Raw genomic sequence first — 17,052 nt, forward strand, 5'->3', positions numbered from 1 at the left:
TTTGAGCTAGGTGCAATTGCATGGCAGACTCGTGGCATATTTATGCTGTAATCCCTGTGTTAGTCAGTTTGTTGCAAGGAAGTAAAAGTTTGTATGTCTGAGAATATCGAATCCGAAAGTCCGTTAAAACGTCAATTACGTACCATTATTTTTGGCACTGATACTCCCGCTGGCCGCTATTTTGATATCACCCTCATGGTGTGTATTGTGTTGAGTGTCGGCTTAGTGTTCCTCGACACAGTAGAGATATTCCATCGCGAATACGGCCAGCTTATTTCTGTGTTGGAATGGGTATTCACCATTATTTTTACGATTGAATATGGCCTACGTTTGTACTGCGCGACTCATCCTGTGTTATATGCTCGCAGCTTTTATGGTTTAGTGGATTTGTTATCGGTATTGCCAAGTTATCTGGCGTTGCTGATCCCTGGTGCTAACTTTACCTTAGTCATCCGGATACTTAGGCTGTTTAGGATTTTCCGCGTACTCAAATTACTGCGTTATTTGAGTGAAGGAAATGTGCTGCTTAGGGCGATGATGCAGTCGAGTCGTAAGGTTTTTTTGTTTTTCTTCTCGGTCAGTTTGATCGTTATGGTACTGAGTTCAGTAATGTATGTGGTTGAAGGGCCTGATAATGGTTTCAGTTCGATCCCTAAATCTGTGTACTGGACAATTGTGACTATTACTACAGTCGGTTATGGCGACATTACTCCTAAAACCGGATTAGGTCAGGCGATTGCGGCTTTTACTATGCTGATTGGTTACTCTATTATCGCAATCCCAACGGGGATTTTAACCGCCGAGATATCCCAAGAAGTAGGGCGTCATCGAGATTTACGCTCGTGTAATCAATGCCATAAGACAGGTCATGATATTGATGCCATGTATTGTAGTCGTTGTGGATGTGAGTTAGATAGCTTGGATGTGCCTGTCGATAAAGGCGTTTCATGATGACTTCGGCGAACACTTTTTATTTTTTGTAGGTAAAAGACACGTATGACGCAAGCCAAGTTTGTTGAAGGCCCCATATTACGCCATATCTTAGTGATGAGTTCGACCGCCGCGGTAGGGATTTCTGCCTTATTTGTCGTGGATTTACTGGATATCTTTTTCCTGAGCCTATTGGGAGAGCATGAACTTGCGGCGGCCGTGGGATATGCGGGGAGTATTTCGTTTTTTACCACATCGATTGGAATTGGTTTATCGATTGCATTAGGGGCTTTAGTGTCTCGCTCGATTGGCGCAAAAGAGGTGGTGTTGGCAAAGCGCTTATTACTCAATAGCGCGGTTGTGACGACACTGATTAGTGTGCTGGTGGCGGCTGTGGTCACCATCTTCATTCCTGAGCTAGTTGGCTTAGTAGGCGCTAGTGGTCATACAGCAGAGCTTGCTGCGAGCTATTTGTATATTCTCGTGCCTTCCTTGCCTTTTATCTGTCTTGCGATGGCACTCGGCGGGGCTTTGCGCGCCGTGGGTGATGCAAAGTTATCTATGATGTCGACCTTAGCGGGGGGCGGGGTTAATGCGGTACTCGATCCGATTTTTATCTTCATGTTCGCCATGGGGATTGAAGGCGCTGCATTGGCATCCGTTTTAGCGCGGGTGGCGGTATTTGTGATTGCCGCTCGCGGTGTGGTGGTTAAGCATAAGTTGTTAGGCCATTTTGATAAGGCACATTTTGTCGCTGATCTTAAGCCCATCTTTGCCATTGCAGGCCCTGCGATGTTAACCAATGTAGCAACTCCCATCGGAAATGCCTTTGTGACCCGAGCGATCGCCGATTTCGGTGATGCTTATGTGGCAGGCTGGGCAGTATTGGGGCGTTTAATCCCTGTGGCTTTTGGGATGATCTTTGCACTGTCCGGCGCGATTGGACCTATTGTTGGGCAAAACTTTGGCGCAGGTCAGTTTGACCGAGTACGTGAGAGTTTAACGCGGGCGATTCAGTTTTGTACTGTGTATGTGCTGGTAATGTCTTTGCTGCTGTTTATGCTTAAGTCACATTTGGTCAGTGTGTTTGATATGAAGGGCGACAGCGCTGATCTAATTCACTTTTTCTGCAGTTATATCGCAGTATTCTTTATCTTTTCTGGGATTTTATTTGTGGCGAATGCGTCCTTTAATAACCTTGGCAAGGCCAAATATTCCACGCTATTTAACGTAGGTAAAGCCACTTTAGGCACTGTGCCCTTTGTGTATTTTGGTGCGCTTTGGGGTGGTGTTTACGGTGTATTGATTGGGCAAATTTTAGGGTCTATTTTGTTTGGTACATTAGGTGTGTGGGTTGCCTATCGTTTAGTGGATAAAGTGGCGGCGCAGGCACAGTTTTCAGCCGCGCCTAATCTTGATGCTGCGAATGCTATCCCCCGTAATGTAGTACTGAGTGAGGAAGAGGAAATCGCTAATTGTGTTGCACAGAACTTACCGAGTGCGACCAATCCGCTTTCATCCTCGTGCGTGCAGATGGCGCAATTAACGGAGGAGCAAGAAAATGAGCCCGTATTGCCCTATTTAGACGAGGGGAAAAAGCCTAATTGACGTTATGTGGCTTAGCTGTGCCGTGTAGAAGCTGTGGGCAAGAACGCAGATAAAAATGAGCTCTTAATAATGAGGAGCAGTCAGAAAGCTGCTAATGATAGGAATGCTGAAAAACAAAATGCCACAAGATTGCTTGTGGCATTTTGTTTGAAACGGCGTTTGCACTTCATTTAATTAAGCTAACAATGCCAAAATACGCCGCTAAAAGACTATTCTGCTGAACTTCTTATTCTTCGTTACTGCTTATTCTTCGTTACTGCTTATTCTTCAATACTTGGCGTGTCTTGTTGGCCTTCGACTTGTTCAGTCGCGGCTTCTGATGCCGCCATTTTTGCGCGATCAGCCTTAGAGATGTAACCTGATTTTGCAGGTGAGCCGATAGTCACTGGGTCGACTTTATTCAGTCTGGCCTTAGCGCGTTTAGCTATTTTCTTGATGATCTTTTGTTTCTTGTTCATGACGTCTCTAATTTCGTTTCGCACCCGCTACGCGCAGGAATATGAGGCCAAGGGCTCAATTGAGGCGGGATTCTAACTCAATCTGAGCGAACTGACCATGTTTTGCTGAATTTTGTCGAAAACAACGGCTACTCTTTGGGAACTAGTTTTGCTAAATGGCGTTAGCATAACAATTTGACTTAAACGGCGCTGTTAGTATTTCACACGACAAATGCTGCAAATTCTGCGGTGTATGCTGTCAGTGTGGATCAAAAGCCATTATATTGCCTAGCATTATGAGTTTGAAAAATTGACTCTACTGTTATTTTATTGCTCATATCCTGAGCCGAGGAAGATGTGTGTTATTAACTAAAATCACTTTTTTTGAGCGCTTTGAGCACGATATATTAAGTGGCACTAAAACCATTACATTGCGTGATGAAACGGAATCCCATGTGATTGCAGGTCAAACGCTTCCCGTTTCAACCTTCGAAACCGACCGCTGGTTTTGTGATATCCATATTATTGATGTCGTGCCTATTTTATTTTCTGATCTGTCAGATCAACATGCCAAGCAGGAAAATATGTCACTCTCTGAGCTTCGTCGGGTGATTAACGAGATCTATCCTGGACTTGAACAGTTGTTTCAAATTCAGTTTTGTGTGGTGAGAGAAAAATAAAAATATTTATTACAAGGAGTTGAAATGAAAGTCTTGATGTTTAAAACCCCTTTACTGGTGATATTGGCTGTGAGCACTTTATCGGCCTGTACCATAGCCCCCTACAAGGTAAACCTTGATACTAACCAACAAGAAAAGCTCAATAATGCACAATTAGTCGTTGATTTATCAAATAAAAAATTAGGAGCTCAGTATCACTTATATGGCACATCTGATGGTACGTTAGCTGCAGCGGGTGTCACTGCAGGGGCGCTTGGCGGTTTAATTGTCGGTTTGACAGAGGCTGCAATTAATGAATCCCGAGAGACTGATGCAGAAGAAGCGATAACAAAAATTAGAGAGTTACTTGCGGGCGATACCTTAAAAAAGGCCTATGAGAAGCAGTACCAAATGTTGATCACGACCTTGCCTCAATTGGCTGACAATCAAGTGAAGGTTTATGATGAATGGCCTTCAAAAGGAATTAAAACCTTAGGATTAGCACCAGATGATACTGCGCTTATCCTTACACCGGAATACAGCTTAACACCGGATAACACAATGCTGCATGTATTGTTACAGGTCCAGCTGTATCAAGGTGCCGTTAAAGGGGCAAAGCCGCAATTGCTTTACCAAAACCGCTTCCTATACCAATCAAAATCAAATCCCTATGTGGATAGACTCCGCACCGAAGAAGAAAAGCAGGAGTATCTTGCGAAAATTAATGCCAAGTATGCCAAATTGCCTGATGGCATGCGTGAACGTTTAAGGGAGATTAAAAAGCGTGACAAAGCCTTAGCCGCGGTTAATGAGCCTTTAGATGAGCAAGCGTTCGCTGCAAAACAGGCTAAGACATGGCTAGCGGATAATGGTCAGCCGTTACGCCAGTATCTTGAGGAAGGGGTACAGGAAGTATTTAACATGTTTGCATATGATGTTGCTGAGCAAACTGATTTTACGCAAGGAAAGGTGTTTCCCATCGCTTTTCGCTCATTTTCGAATACATCCGGTGAGCGTCGTTGGTATCGACTAGGGGATAATTTCAGTAAAGGTATTATGTTATCACTCAATAGCAACGACTTTTTTAGAGGGACGCAAACTGCGCAAGGTCAGGTGATTGTCGCGCCGTTAAGGCAATAATTAATTATTTTTTAATAAAAAAGGCCGCACAGCAGCCTTTTTATTACAAATTCAATGGCATATTAAGTTGTCGAAGATTGCTGAACTGTTCAAGAACATCAGCTATCCAAGACAACTAAACCGTCCAAGGTAACAGTTTTTTTGCAAAGTGATCGGCTTGGCCTAAGCGAATCGCTGCGCGATGACGCATCCGATAAAATGCTTGATAGCACAGGGGGACTAAGTACAAGCTAGTCACTGTCGAGAACGATAAGCCACCGATAATGGCGATTGCCATGGGGTAATATGGCGGGCCGCCGCCACCGATTTGGGTATCACCCATCGCCAGTGGGACTAATCCCAGTACTGTTGTACCTACTGTCATTAACACTGGCCGCAAACGGGTGATACACACCTCCCGAATGGTGTCAGACAATTTGTCGAGATCCGGTGTCATCTGATTGATTTGATCCACCAGAACGATACCGTTGTTCACCACTATCCCCATTAAAATCAAGATACCTATCATTGCCATCACAGAAATTGGGGTGCCTGTGATAAACAGCGCCCAGAATACACCTGTGATGGAAAATAGGATTGAGGTAATAATCGCCGTTGGTAACAGTAGAGATTCAAACAACGCCGCCATAACAATATAAATCATCGCGACAGCCAAGAGCATATTAGTCACCATCACGTTCTGATCTTCATCTTGGCGCTCGAAGCCACCACGGAGTGAATAGTCGTAACCATCGGGGAAACGGATATTTTCCATCACTTGCTTGATCTTAGTTTGCGCCTCTTCTGTGGTGAGGTTTTCTAAGTTAGCCCCAATCGACAGCGAGGTTTGGCGATTGAAGTGTTTGATAGTATCGAAGCGGGGTTGGATCTCAATCTTCGCCAGATTATCTAAGGTGTACACTCTTTGGTCGAGGCGTACTATGGGTAACTGCTTGAGTTTCTCAAGTGACTTTTGCCACTCTTTCTCGTAGGCCATTTCGATGCGCAGCTCGCCATTAGGATCGTGGCGGAAGGATCGTAGCGGTGAACCGCGCAGTGCCATGGAGATACTTGAGGCAATTTCATTGAGTTTTAAATCTAACCGCGCCGCCATTTGTCTATCAATGCGGATAATCACTTCTTGCTGAGCGCCATTAAGCTCGGAGCGAACATCTTGCAATCCTTTGATGTTTTGCAACAAAGGAATAACTTGCTCGCTCAAATTAATCAGCTCAGAGGTTGAACGCCCTGTCAGTGTGACTCGCACGCCAGAGTTGTCATTGCCCCAGCCAAATTGCGGTTTGGCGATGGAATACTTAGGGAAGCCACTGCGGATTTTCTTTTTTAACTCATCCACTGACATAGGCAAATCTTTCTTTAGGAGGATCACCGATGAGCCATCGTCAGAGGCATAATAGCTGTAGACAGAATCAATATGGAATTCCTCTTTATTGTTATAAAGATACTCTTCCATTTGGTTGATCATTGCCTCAGTGACATTGAGATTATGTCGACCTTCTACTTGATAGTTAATGTAGATTCGCTCATTGCTCTCGCTGTCTTCTTGGTCCTGTTTAACCATAGATAGCGGCAGGGCGGTGGATGCGAGGATCGCTACAGCAATCACGCCTGAACGCCAAGGTCTGAGCAATACCCAATCTAGGGTATTATTGTAAAAACGTTGTAATTTACCTGCATCCTTTTCGGGTGCGATGTCGAAGTGAAACTTAGTCAACATCAAAGGGATTAAGGTTTTTGCGACCAATAGCGACGCGGCGAGTGAAATACAAATCGCAATAGCAACATGCTCTAGAAAAATGGTGATCTCGACTTTTACGCCAAAAATATTAGGTAAAAATACAATGGCGGTTGTCATTGTGCCTGCCAATACTGCCAGAGACACTTTATCGACCCCCGTCATGACAGACTCTTCATTGTCTTTAGGGTGTTTACCTTGTTTTTCCTGCAGTACGCTCTCAGTGACAACCACAGCGTTATCAATAAGCATACCGACGGCGAGCAGGAGTCCCATCATAGACAGAATATTCAAGCTGTAACCGAGTAGATACATAGCGGCGAGCGTCATACCGATTGAAATAGGCACGGATGACACAACCACTAAAGTCATTTTAAAATTACGCAGGAATAAGTACAGCACGACAAAGGACAGCAGTGCACCGATTAACCCTGAAAGCAGCAAATCCATTAGTGAAGATTTTACTCCAGAGGCTTGATCTTCCATGATAAATAGGCGAATACCTTGGAACTGTTGGTCCTGCTTCGCAAGCTCAATCACCTTCATGACACGGTCTGACACTTCGACTAAGTTAGCGCCAGATTCCTTAAACACATCCAAACCCACGGCATAGTGCTTATCTAAATGTCGACCTTCGATACGTTCAGGTAGGGCAAATTGCACATCGGCGATATCGCCTAAGGTCAATCCGGGGATCAGTACTAGTGCTTTGATATCTTCAAGGTTTCTAAACTCACCCTTAGGTGAAACTTGATAAACGATATTACTGGCCCTGAGTGTGCCAGCGCTCAGCACAAAGTTCTCTCTGCTGAGACGTTGTTGCAAATCTGTGGCTGAAAATCCACTGGCGGCAAGGCGATCGGCATTGATGCGTACCTCAATTTGCTTTTGCTCAACGCCGTACAGGCTGACCTTAGAGACACCTTCAACACGTTCAAGCGGACGCTTGAGCTGTTTATCGAGTAGATCGAATGCACCTGAAAGCTCACGATCACTTGAGATGCGTATGGTGAGCACAGGCATGTCGGCGGTGGAGAATTGGCGGATAAAGACCCGCTCCACATCCTTGGGCAGTAAATGCCGCACTGCATCGATTTTTTCCCGCGCTTCTAAGCTCTTAGTGGCAACGTTTTCCCCCCACTTCATGTTGATTTCGATTTCGGCGCCTTCTTGGGAGGATTCTGATTCAAGCTCATCAATCCCCCCCATAGTCGCGAGGGATTCCTCCAGCACTTTGGTTATATCGCGTTCCACTTCAGCAGGGGTCGAGCCTTTGTAAGGCACTTCCACCACTATCTGTGGGATATCAATACCGGGGAACATTTCCAGCGGTAATAGGCGACTCGAGGCGAGACCAAACAGCAAGATAGCAAAGAAGAACATGCTGGTGGTTACGGGGCGCTTAATGGCTAAACGGGTGAGGTTCATGGGCGAGCCTCCTCTACGTTTACATGTGAGCCTGTTGCTGCGTATTCTTTTCGATCAAACAGGGCATAGAGCACTGGGAGCACAATTAAGGTCAGTAGTGTTGATAAACTCAGACCAAAGATCACCGTAATCGCCATCGGTGCGCGCACCTCTGAGCCATCACCTAGACCTAGCGCCATCGGCAATAAGCCTAAGGTCGTGGTGAGGGTTGTCATCATAATCGGGCGTAGGCGCGATTTAGCTGCATCGCGAATGGCATCAAGTTTTTGAGCACCTTCGCTACGCAGTTGATTGATCCGATCCACAAGCACAATCGCGTTGTTCACGACGATCCCCGCCAACATGATAAGGCCAATAAATACCACCACACTCAAGTTAGTTTGGGTGATATAAAGCCCAAGTACACTGCCACCTAATGCCATAGGTACGGCAAAGAGGATAAGCAAGGGATGTAATAGTGATTCAAACTGACTCGCCATGACTAAATATACTAAGAAAATCGCTAAGATAAGGGCAATTTTGAGTGATTGGAATGAGTGCTCCATTTCCTCATTTTGACCACCAAAACGGGCCTGAACCGATGCGGGTAACACTTGTTGCGATAGTATCTGCTGCGCCTGTGCAACCGCATCGCTTAAATCACCATAGGCGAGGTTAGCTGATACGAGAGCCACACGTTGTTGGCTGATGCGGTTAATCGCAGATGGGCCTAATTGCAATGAAACTTCTGCAACTGCGCTTAATGCAATAGGCTGACTGCTATTCGGATTGATGATTAAGGCATCGATATCGCTGATTTGATCCCGCTCCGCGAGTTCACTGCGCACCAGAATATCAATCTTACGGTCACGCACTGTGTATTGACTGGCAACAGTACCACCAACACGTTGGGCGATACGGTTCGCAACCGTTGGCGCATCCATTCCTAGAGCCGCTAACCTTGCATGATCGAAACGGATACTTAGCTCAGGTTGACCATCACGTAGACTGGTGTTCACGTCGGCAAAACGCTCCGATGCGGATAATGCTTTGACGAGACTATCTGCGCTGCGTTTGAGCAAGTTTAAATCGTAACCTGTGAGTTCAATTTCCAGTGGCGTTTTAAAGCTGAATAACTCAGGTTGCTCAATTTTCGCTTCAAGTTCAGGAATGCGGCGCGCAGTATCACGTAATACTTGAGTGACTGCGTTATAGGCACTGTGGTCGTTAAGCACCACTTGCAAGCGGCCCCAGTTTTCACCCCCGCGGGCAGTATCCGAAGTCATCAAACCGCCACTACCGGCTTGGCTATAAGCATGTTTAACTTCGGCTCTGTCTTTAATGGACAGTGCAAGTTGCTGTAATATCTTGTCGGTTTCGCTCACTGCCGTACCCGGCGGCAGTAAGATCTCCACGTAAAACTCGCCCTGATTCATTGGCGGAATAAGCTCCATACCAAGTCGCGGTAATAAGCTAATACAAGCGCCTGTTATTGCAATCGTGAGTAACAGTGTTGCTTTTTGTTGGCGCAGCGCCGAGGCCAGAAGCTTGTAATAAACCTTCTCAATACTGTGGTAGACAAAGTTAAATGCTGAGCTTAACGGGCGCATCACTAGACCAATAAGCCATGAGAAGAAGCGGCCTAAAATCAACACTAAGGTCAGTAGTGCACTGGGTAAGTAACTAACAATTAATAGAATAGGAAAGGAAAACACAGTCGCACTATAGTGTTTAAGCTTACCCATTTTAGTGGTGGGTTTATCCTTAGGTGCCGTTTTTATCAGCGCGGGTAAGGTTTTAAAGCCTTCACGTGATGCCAGCATTGGAATGGACGTTAACGCGACTAATAGCGATGCTAACAGTGCAAAAGTGACCGTTAGCGCTTGGTCTGAGAAGAGGGCGCCGGCAATCCCATCCACAAATACTAGCGGCACAAACACCGCAAGAGTGGTGAGTGTTGAGGCAAAAATTGCGCCTGCCACTTCTTTAGTCCCCGTCACTGCAGCTTCTAATTTACTCATGCCTTCGCTACGGCAGCGGTCTATGTTCTCTAATACCACAATGGCGTTATCGACCAAGAGACCGATGGCAAGGGCAATACCACCTAATGACATGATGTTTAAGCTGATATCGGCAAAATACATCATGTTAAAGGTGGCGATGACTGAGAAGGGAATCGAGATAGAAATAATCAGTGTCGGGATGATATTACGCAAGAACAGGTAAATCACTAGCATAGATAACAAGCTGCCCATCAGCGCAGAAGAGGTGACTTCGCTGACCGCACTTTCGATAAACTCAGACTGATCGTAAATCACTTCGAGCTTATTTTGCTTAGGGTCTTGATTGATTTTGACGAGTTCATCGCGCAGTTTTTTGGCGACAGCGACAGTATTTGCATCACCTTCTTTATAAATGGCCAGTTCAATCGATTCTTGACTGCCGATGCGGGTGATGTCACTACGCTCCTTGTAGGCATCTGTGATGGTAGCAACTTCGAATAAACGGACTAAAGCTTGCTCATCGCGATAGACGATCACTTGGCCGAGTTCATCTAATGAGTTGAATTGGTTTAGCGTTCGTACTAAGTATTCGCGATCACCTTGGATCACTTTACCCGCAGAGAGGTTGATGTTTTCCTCATTAATACGACGTTTAATATCATCGGCATTGAGATTGAGCTGCGACAGTTTTTCTTGATTGAGCTGAATATGCACTTCTTGCTCTAGGCCGCCAGATAAACGCACTGCGGCGACCCCAGATAGCGCCTCTAAACGACGCTTAAGCTCTTCCTCTGCATAGGTGCGCATTTGTTTGAGATCGGCTTCTGAGGCATTGGGCACAGACAGCGCAAGACGCATAATGGGGTCGAGATTGGGGTTAAAACGCAGTAATAAGGGCTTTTTAACATCAAGTGGCAGAGCGATAGTGTCGAGCTTTTCACGTACATCTAAACTCGCCATATCCATTGTTGTGCCCCATTCAAACTCAAGCACCACATCTGACATGCCTGAGCGCGAAATAGAACTGATTTTACGTAAGCCTTTGACCACGCCAACGGCTTCTTCAATTGGTTTAGAGACGAGCTGTTCGACTTCAACTGGCGCCGCACCGTCATACATAGTGCGAATGGTTAATGTGGGATAGCTTAAGTCTGGCAGTAACTTCACCGCTAGGCGGGAAAATCCCACCATACCGAATAAAATCACTGCCAGCATGAACATCCATACCGTGACTGGCCGTTTAACGGAAGTGCTGATAATTGACATGAAAGGCTCCTATCAGTTCTTAGCGGAAGCAAGATCGAGTGGGGTGATCACTTCGACTAAGGATTGGTCTTTCAAGTTTTGCTGGCCACGGGTAACGACTTGCTCACCGGGGTTAATACCTGTAATCACTTCTACCGAATCACCTTCACGGTAGCCAATTTCGACTTCACGACGGTTCGCATTGGTACCATCAATAACATAAAGCGCTTGTTTGTTGTCTTGGTTAATCAAGGCGCTGTAGGGAACAGTAATCACGTTCTCGTGGGTATCGTATTTGAGCTCAACCCGGGTAAACATGCCAGCTTTAAGGCGCGCCTCTTGATTTGGCACAGCAAGTGTCACCTTAAAGGTGCCACTTTGTGGGTCCACAATCGGGCTTATGCGCAACACTTTGGCGTGGATAGCATTCTTGCTATGTTGATTACTAAACACTTGTGCTTCTTGGCCGAGTTTTAAGCTCGCAAGCTGTTGCTCTGGCAAATGAACTATACCGTGGAGTTCATCTTGGTTGACTATATAAAACAAGTCGCCAAATTCCTTCGCCATATTGCCAGCTTTCACATAGCGTTTAGCAACTACACCGCTGATAGGGGACAGTACGCGGCTTTCTTTTACTTGCAGTTCGGCGAGATCTTTTTTAGCGATAGCGGCTTGCAAGTTATATTCAAGTTTGGCCATTGAATCCGCGCTGATAAATTCTCTGTTGCTCATTTTCTTCAGACGATTTAATTCTTGTTCGATGATTTTGACTTCGGCTTCTGAGCGGTCTAAATCATATTGCTGCCTCTTGGCATCAATAACAGCGAGCACTTGGCCCTTTTGAATGCGGTCACCTTCTTCAACAGCGAGAGATTCAATGAGTCCTGATATACGACTCACTACATTGGCTTCCTGTGGCGCTTCTAAGGTGGCAGTTGTACTGTAAAAAGAAGAAACGTTTCCTTGCATCACTGTAGTGGTTTCGACGGGAATGGCATATTTTTCTTCTTTTTTGACCACTTCTTCCTCACCACAGGCTGCTAGCATCGAAATCATTAGCAGTGGCAGGGTGAATTGAGCAATTTTTGACTTTTCCATAAGAATGTTACCTGTTGTCTTTATTGTGATGTCAGTTGTTAGCAGAAACCATGCCAATACTTAAAGTTGTTTAATTTCAGTCTATTAGTCGTATTTTTGGCTAAGTGTGATTTGTGATTCTTACTAAATGTAGCCAAAAGGTTTAAAAAGTGATGAGAATAACTAAGCGCGGTTAATTAAGATTACACAAGTGCGCAATTGCAACAATGTATTTTGTCAGGAGAGGTAATACCAATCGTATTAAATATCTGTACATTCAGCGGGAGTTCAACGCGCTTTAGACAAGGTGAAGGCTTGAAGGCATAGTGGTGCTCTGTCGAAAGCCTTGAACGCAGTATAAAGCGCTTTGCCATGTAGTGAACATCAGCCGCTCTTCGGGAGCCTCACAGACATCCCACTCCGGTGTTGCATTGACTTAAAAGGGAATAACCCTTTCTGCGTCAATGCGCCTTGGATTGAAATGCCTGTGAGGCTCTGAACTGATTAGATATTTAATGTGATTGGTATAAGTTTAAAAGAGGATTATTTGAAATGAAAAAAGCGCCCTTAGGCGCTTTTTAATGCGTAAGTCGTGGGACTTAGCGTTTGTCTTGTGCGACGAAATCACGCGCAGTTTCACCAGTATATAACTGACGTGGACGGCTGATTTTGTGGCCTGGTTGATCTAACATTTCTTTCCAGTGAGCAATCCAGCCTACAGTACGTGCCAGTGCAAATAGCACAGTGAACATACTGGTTGGAATACCAATGGCTTTCATAATGATGCCAGAGTAGAAGTCGACGTTTGGATACAGCTTTTTAGAAATGAAGTATTCGTCTTCAAGTGCAATGCGCTCAAGCTCCATTGCCACATCCAAGAGTGGATCTTGTACTTTCAGTTCTTTCAGCACTTCATGACAGGTTTCACGCATCACTTTGGCTCGTGGGTCAAAGTTTTTGTAAACACGGTGTCCAAAGCCCATCAGACGGAAAGGATCATTTTTATCTTTAGCGCGTTCAATGAATTCAGGAATACGGTCTACTGAACCGATTTCTTCTAACATTTGCAAACAGGCTTCGTTAGCGCCGCCGTGTGCAGGGCCCCAAAGAGATGCGATACCCGCTGCGATACACGCAAATGGGTTTGCACCTGAAGAACCGGCTAAACGTACTGTTGAAGTCGATGCGTTTTGTTCATGATCTGCATGTAAAATGAAGATCCTGTCCATTGCACGTTCAACAATAGGGTTCACGACGTATTCTTCGCACGGTACAGCAAACATCATGCTTAAGAAGTTGCCTGCATAGCTTAAGTCATTACGTGGGTACACGAATGGCTGGCCTGAAGAATACTTGTAGCACATGGCTGCTATCGTAGGCATTTTTGAGACTAAGCGATAAGCGGCGATTTCGCGGTGACGTGGATCGTTAACATCCAGAGAGTCTTGGTAAAATGCAGATAATGCACCCGTCACACCACATAACATGGCCATAGGATGTGCATCACGACGGAAACCTCTAAAGAAGAAGGCTAGCTGCTCGTGAACCATAGTGTGGGTTTTAACTGTATGTACAAACTCAGTATATTGCGCTTTGGTCGGCAGTTCACCGTAAAGCAGCAAATAACACAGGTCTAGGTAATCGGAGTCAACGGCAAGTTGATCGATTGGATAGCCACGGTGTAACAATATACCTAGATCACCATCAATATAGGTAATTGCAGATTCACAGGAGGCAGTCGCAAGAAAACCTGGATCAAAAGTAAAGTAACCTTTGCTGCCAAGTTTACTGATATCGATTACGTCAAAACCAGCGGTTCCCTGCTTTACTGGCAATTCTATCGAGTCGTTCCCTGGTAATTCTAATTTGGCTTTTAAATCAGCCATACCCCGTTCTCCTTACTTAGTTCTTATCTGTGAGTGCGGCATGTCAAACCGCCATTACTTTACAGCCATTCTAGATCACATTTCAATTTAAATAAGCGTTTAAATTTGTTAGACCATGGTATAAAAGCCTTTACTTTTCTATTTGTAACTGGCACTTACAGTAAAAAATAGTCAAAAAAACATAATTTGCATTCTGTGATGTTTGTATTTGACATTTGCCGCGAGTATACTTGCCTCGCCCAATAAGGGCCGCAAACAACGATTATAAAGCACCCTTTGTTTACATGTTAAATGAGTGCGTGCTCAGATAGTTAACTGTTTGTTTAAACTTTGCTTTTGTGTTTACTTTTGCAGTGATCAACCTCCTGTTTAAAGTTTGTACAAAAGCGGTTCACATAACAAAAAAAATGCTCAATGGAGCTGAGTGAGCAGAACGTGAAAAAGCAAAGACCTGTCCATTTAGATCTGCAGACCATTCGCTTTCCTGCAACAGCGATTGTGTCAATTCTTCACCGTGTTTCCGGTGTCATCATGCTGTTCGCAGTTGGCATTCTCATTTGGTTGCTAAATTCATCTTTAGCATCAGCTGAAAGTTTCGCTGGCGTACAGTCTCTATTCGATAACTTCGTGATGAAGTTTATCCTGTGGGGCATTATGACTGCACTGGCCTATCACTTGTTTGGTGGCCTGCGCCACTTAGTAATGGATACCGGTCGTTGGGAAGAATTGTCATCGGGTGCCGCATCAGCGAAAGCTGTATTTGCCTTAACGGTAGCCTTTTCAATCATAGCGGGGATCTGGGTATGGTAACCAATGCAGCAAGTTTTGGACGCAGTGGTGTTCATGACTATATTCTACTACGCGCTAGTGCAGTGATCCTCGCCTGTTACACCATTTTCTTGGTTGGCTTTATTGCATGTAGTTCCCCTCTCACCTACGACGTCTGGCATGGCCTATTTAGTGCTCTGCCAATGAAAGTGTTTACACTTCTGACGCTGGTAGCCTTATTAGTACATGCTTGGATTGGTGTATGGCAAGTGCTGACAGATTACGTTAAGTGCACGTCGTTACGTGGTGTTTTACAGTTCACCTTTGTCGTTACCGTATTTTGTTATTTAGCGGCCGGCATTGTTATTGTGTGGGGTGTCTAAGTGAGTATTCCAGTACGCGAATTTGATGCTGTAGTGATCGGTGCCGGTGGCGCTGGTATGCGTGCAGCGCTGCAGATTTCCAAAGAAGGTAAAAGCTGTGCGCTTTTATCAAAAGTATTCCCAACCCGTTCTCATACCGTATCTGCGCAGGGTGGTATCACTGTTGCGTTAGGTAACGCCCATGAAGATCATTGGGAACAACACATGTACGATACCGTGAAAGGTTCCGATTTTATCGGTGACCAAGAAGCGATCGAGTTCATGTGTAAAACCGGTCCTGAAGCCGTGATTGAACTTGAGCAAATGGGTTTGCCTTTCTCTCGTTTCGAAAATGGTACGATTTACCAACGTCCATTTGGTGGTCAATCTAAGAACTTTGGTGGCGAGCAGGCTGCGCGTACTGCGGCAGCTGCCGACCGTACTGGTCATGCTTTGCTTCACTGTTTATACCAACAAAACGTTAAGCATAAGACGCAAGTCTTCTCAGAATGGTATGCATTAGATCTCGTTAAAAACGATGATGGCGCCGTTGTGGGTTGTACTGCGATTGAAATTGAAACGGGCGATATCGTTTATTTCAAAGCCAAAGCAACGATTCTTGCGACCGGTGGTGCAGGGCGTATTTACGCTTCGACGACTAACGCGCATATCAACACCGGTGACGGCGTAGGTATGGCAATGCGTGCTGGCGTGCAAATGCAAGACATGGAAATGTGGCAATTCCACCCAACTGGCATCGCCGGCGCGGGTGTACTTGTGACTGAAGGCTGTCGTGGTGAAGGTGGTTATCTGCTGAACAAAGACGGCGAGCGTTTCATGGAGCGTTATGCCCCTAACGCGAAAGATTTGGCATCACGCGACGTGGTAGCACGTTCTATGATGACTGAAATCCGCGAAGGTCGTGGTTTAGACGGTCCATTAGGCCCACACTGTTTGCTCAAGCTTGATCACTTAGGTAAAGAAACATTAGAAGCACGTTTACCAGGCGTGTGTGAATTGTCTCGTACTTTTGCCCATATCGATCCAGCCGATGGTCCAATTCCAGTACTACCAACGTGTCACTATATGATGGGCGGTCTACCAACGAAGGTCAGTGGTCAAGTTATTCGTAAGAATGAAGACGGCACTGAACAAGATGTTATTGGTCTGTTCGCTGTGGGTGAGATTGCCTGTGTATCTGTACATGGTGCAAACCGTTTAGGTGGTAACTCACTGCTTGACTTAGTGGTCTTTGGCCGCGCAGCGGGTCAGCATTTAGGTAAAGCTTTGGATGAGACTGACGATCCAAAAGACGCAAGTGATGCAGATATTCAAGCTTCTCTGGCTCGTCTGAATCGTTGGGAAAGCAACAAAGATGGCGAAGATCCAGCGCAAATCCGTAAGGATCTACAGCTGTGTATGCAATTAAACTTCTCTGTATTCCGTCGTGGCGATGCTATGGCTGAAGGGTTAGAGCAGTTGAAAGTGATTCGTGAACGTCTTGCAAATGCTAAATTGTCTGATAACTCTCGTGAATTCAATACTCAACGTATTGAATGTTTAGAGTTAGATAACTTGATGGCAACGGCAATCGCCACGGCTTATGCGGCTAACTTCCGTACCGAAAGTCGCGGTGCTCACTCACGTGAAGATTATTTAGAGCGTGATGATGAGAACTGGTTATGCCACAGCTTATTTGACCCAATCACTGAAACGATGGATCGTCGTGCAGTGAACATGGCACCTAAGTTACGTGAAGCATTCCCGCCGAAGAAACGTACCTACTAGGAGTTGC

General features: G+C 45.4%; 12 protein-coding genes. 7 read left to right on the top strand and 5 right to left on the bottom strand.

The features are described from left to right. Positions 1 to 93 precede the first annotated feature (93 nt). Positions 94 to 951 (top strand): ion transporter, encoded by an 858-nt coding sequence (locus KFE26_RS08840; protein WP_212600180.1) that lies wholly within the window; start codon positions 94 to 96, stop codon positions 949 to 951. Between the two features lie 45 nt (positions 952 to 996). Next, a complete protein-coding gene (locus KFE26_RS08845) occupies positions 997 to 2,538 on the top strand; it encodes an MATE family efflux transporter (protein ID WP_212600181.1) in 1,542 nt (513 codons plus the stop codon). A gap of 260 nt (positions 2,539 to 2,798) precedes the next feature. Here KFE26_RS08845 and KFE26_RS08850 read toward each other — a convergent pair whose 3' ends face one another. Then, positions 2,799 to 2,996, bottom strand: a complete 198-nt coding sequence (locus KFE26_RS08850) for a DUF2986 domain-containing protein (protein ID WP_028759693.1) — start codon at positions 2,994 to 2,996, stop codon at positions 2,799 to 2,801. A 338-nt stretch (positions 2,997 to 3,334) separates the two neighbouring features. On the opposite strand from KFE26_RS08850, the gene yqfB reads away from it, so the two are divergent. Both yqfB and KFE26_RS08860 read left to right on the top strand, forming a co-directional pair. Beyond that, positions 3,335 to 3,655 (top strand): N(4)-acetylcytidine aminohydrolase, encoded by a 321-nt coding sequence (yqfB, locus tag KFE26_RS08855; RefSeq protein ID WP_028759694.1) that lies wholly within the window; start codon positions 3,335 to 3,337, stop codon positions 3,653 to 3,655. Positions 3,656 to 3,679: 24 nt separating this feature from the next. Continuing rightward, positions 3,680 to 4,774 carry a hypothetical protein gene (locus tag KFE26_RS08860; RefSeq protein ID WP_212600182.1) on the top strand — a complete coding sequence of 365 codons (1,095 nt, stop codon included), beginning with the start codon at positions 3,680 to 3,682 and terminating at the stop codon, positions 4,772 to 4,774. Between the two features lie 115 nt (positions 4,775 to 4,889). On the opposite strand, the gene KFE26_RS08865 is transcribed toward KFE26_RS08860, so the two are convergent. The 4 genes from KFE26_RS08865 to KFE26_RS08880 form a co-directional block, all read right to left on the bottom strand. Continuing rightward, a complete protein-coding gene (locus tag KFE26_RS08865; RefSeq protein WP_212600183.1) occupies positions 4,890 to 7,937 on the bottom strand; it encodes an efflux RND transporter permease subunit in 3,048 nt (1,015 codons plus the stop codon). Then, entirely contained in the window at positions 7,934 to 11,185 is a 3,252-nt protein-coding gene (locus KFE26_RS08870; RefSeq protein WP_212600184.1) for an efflux RND transporter permease subunit, read from the bottom strand. The genes KFE26_RS08865 and KFE26_RS08870 overlap by 4 nt, the downstream gene beginning before the upstream one ends. Positions 11,186 to 11,197: 12 nt before the next feature. Continuing rightward, complete coding sequence (locus tag KFE26_RS08875; RefSeq protein WP_212600185.1) at positions 11,198 to 12,262, bottom strand: efflux RND transporter periplasmic adaptor subunit; 1,065 nt, start codon at positions 12,260 to 12,262, stop codon at positions 11,198 to 11,200. A gap of 578 nt (positions 12,263 to 12,840) precedes the next feature. Then, positions 12,841 to 14,127: a citrate synthase gene (locus KFE26_RS08880; protein WP_105252697.1), complete on the bottom strand. Its 1,287-nt coding sequence runs from the start codon at positions 14,125 to 14,127 to the stop codon at positions 12,841 to 12,843. 414 nt (positions 14,128 to 14,541) lie between these two features. Between KFE26_RS08880 and sdhC the strand changes: the two genes are divergently transcribed. Genes sdhC through sdhA form a run of 3 tightly spaced genes read left to right on the top strand, consistent with a single transcriptional unit; the run spans position 14,542 to position 17,045 of the window. After that, positions 14,542 to 14,937, top strand: a complete 396-nt coding sequence (gene sdhC, locus KFE26_RS08885; protein WP_012089416.1) for a succinate dehydrogenase, cytochrome b556 subunit — start codon at positions 14,542 to 14,544, stop codon at positions 14,935 to 14,937. Then, positions 14,931 to 15,278 (top strand): succinate dehydrogenase, hydrophobic membrane anchor protein, encoded by a 348-nt coding sequence (sdhD, locus tag KFE26_RS08890; protein ID WP_028759700.1) that lies wholly within the window; start codon positions 14,931 to 14,933, stop codon positions 15,276 to 15,278. Before sdhC ends, sdhD begins: the two co-directional genes overlap by 7 nt. Beyond that, positions 15,279 to 17,045: a succinate dehydrogenase flavoprotein subunit gene (gene sdhA / locus KFE26_RS08895; protein WP_011847025.1), complete on the top strand. Its 1,767-nt coding sequence runs from the start codon at positions 15,279 to 15,281 to the stop codon at positions 17,043 to 17,045. Positions 17,046 to 17,052: the final 7 nt, after the last annotated feature.

The sequence above is a fragment of the Shewanella sp. M16 genome (assembly GCF_018224605.1).
GTDB lineage: Bacteria > Pseudomonadota > Gammaproteobacteria > Enterobacterales > Shewanellaceae > Shewanella > Shewanella oncorhynchi.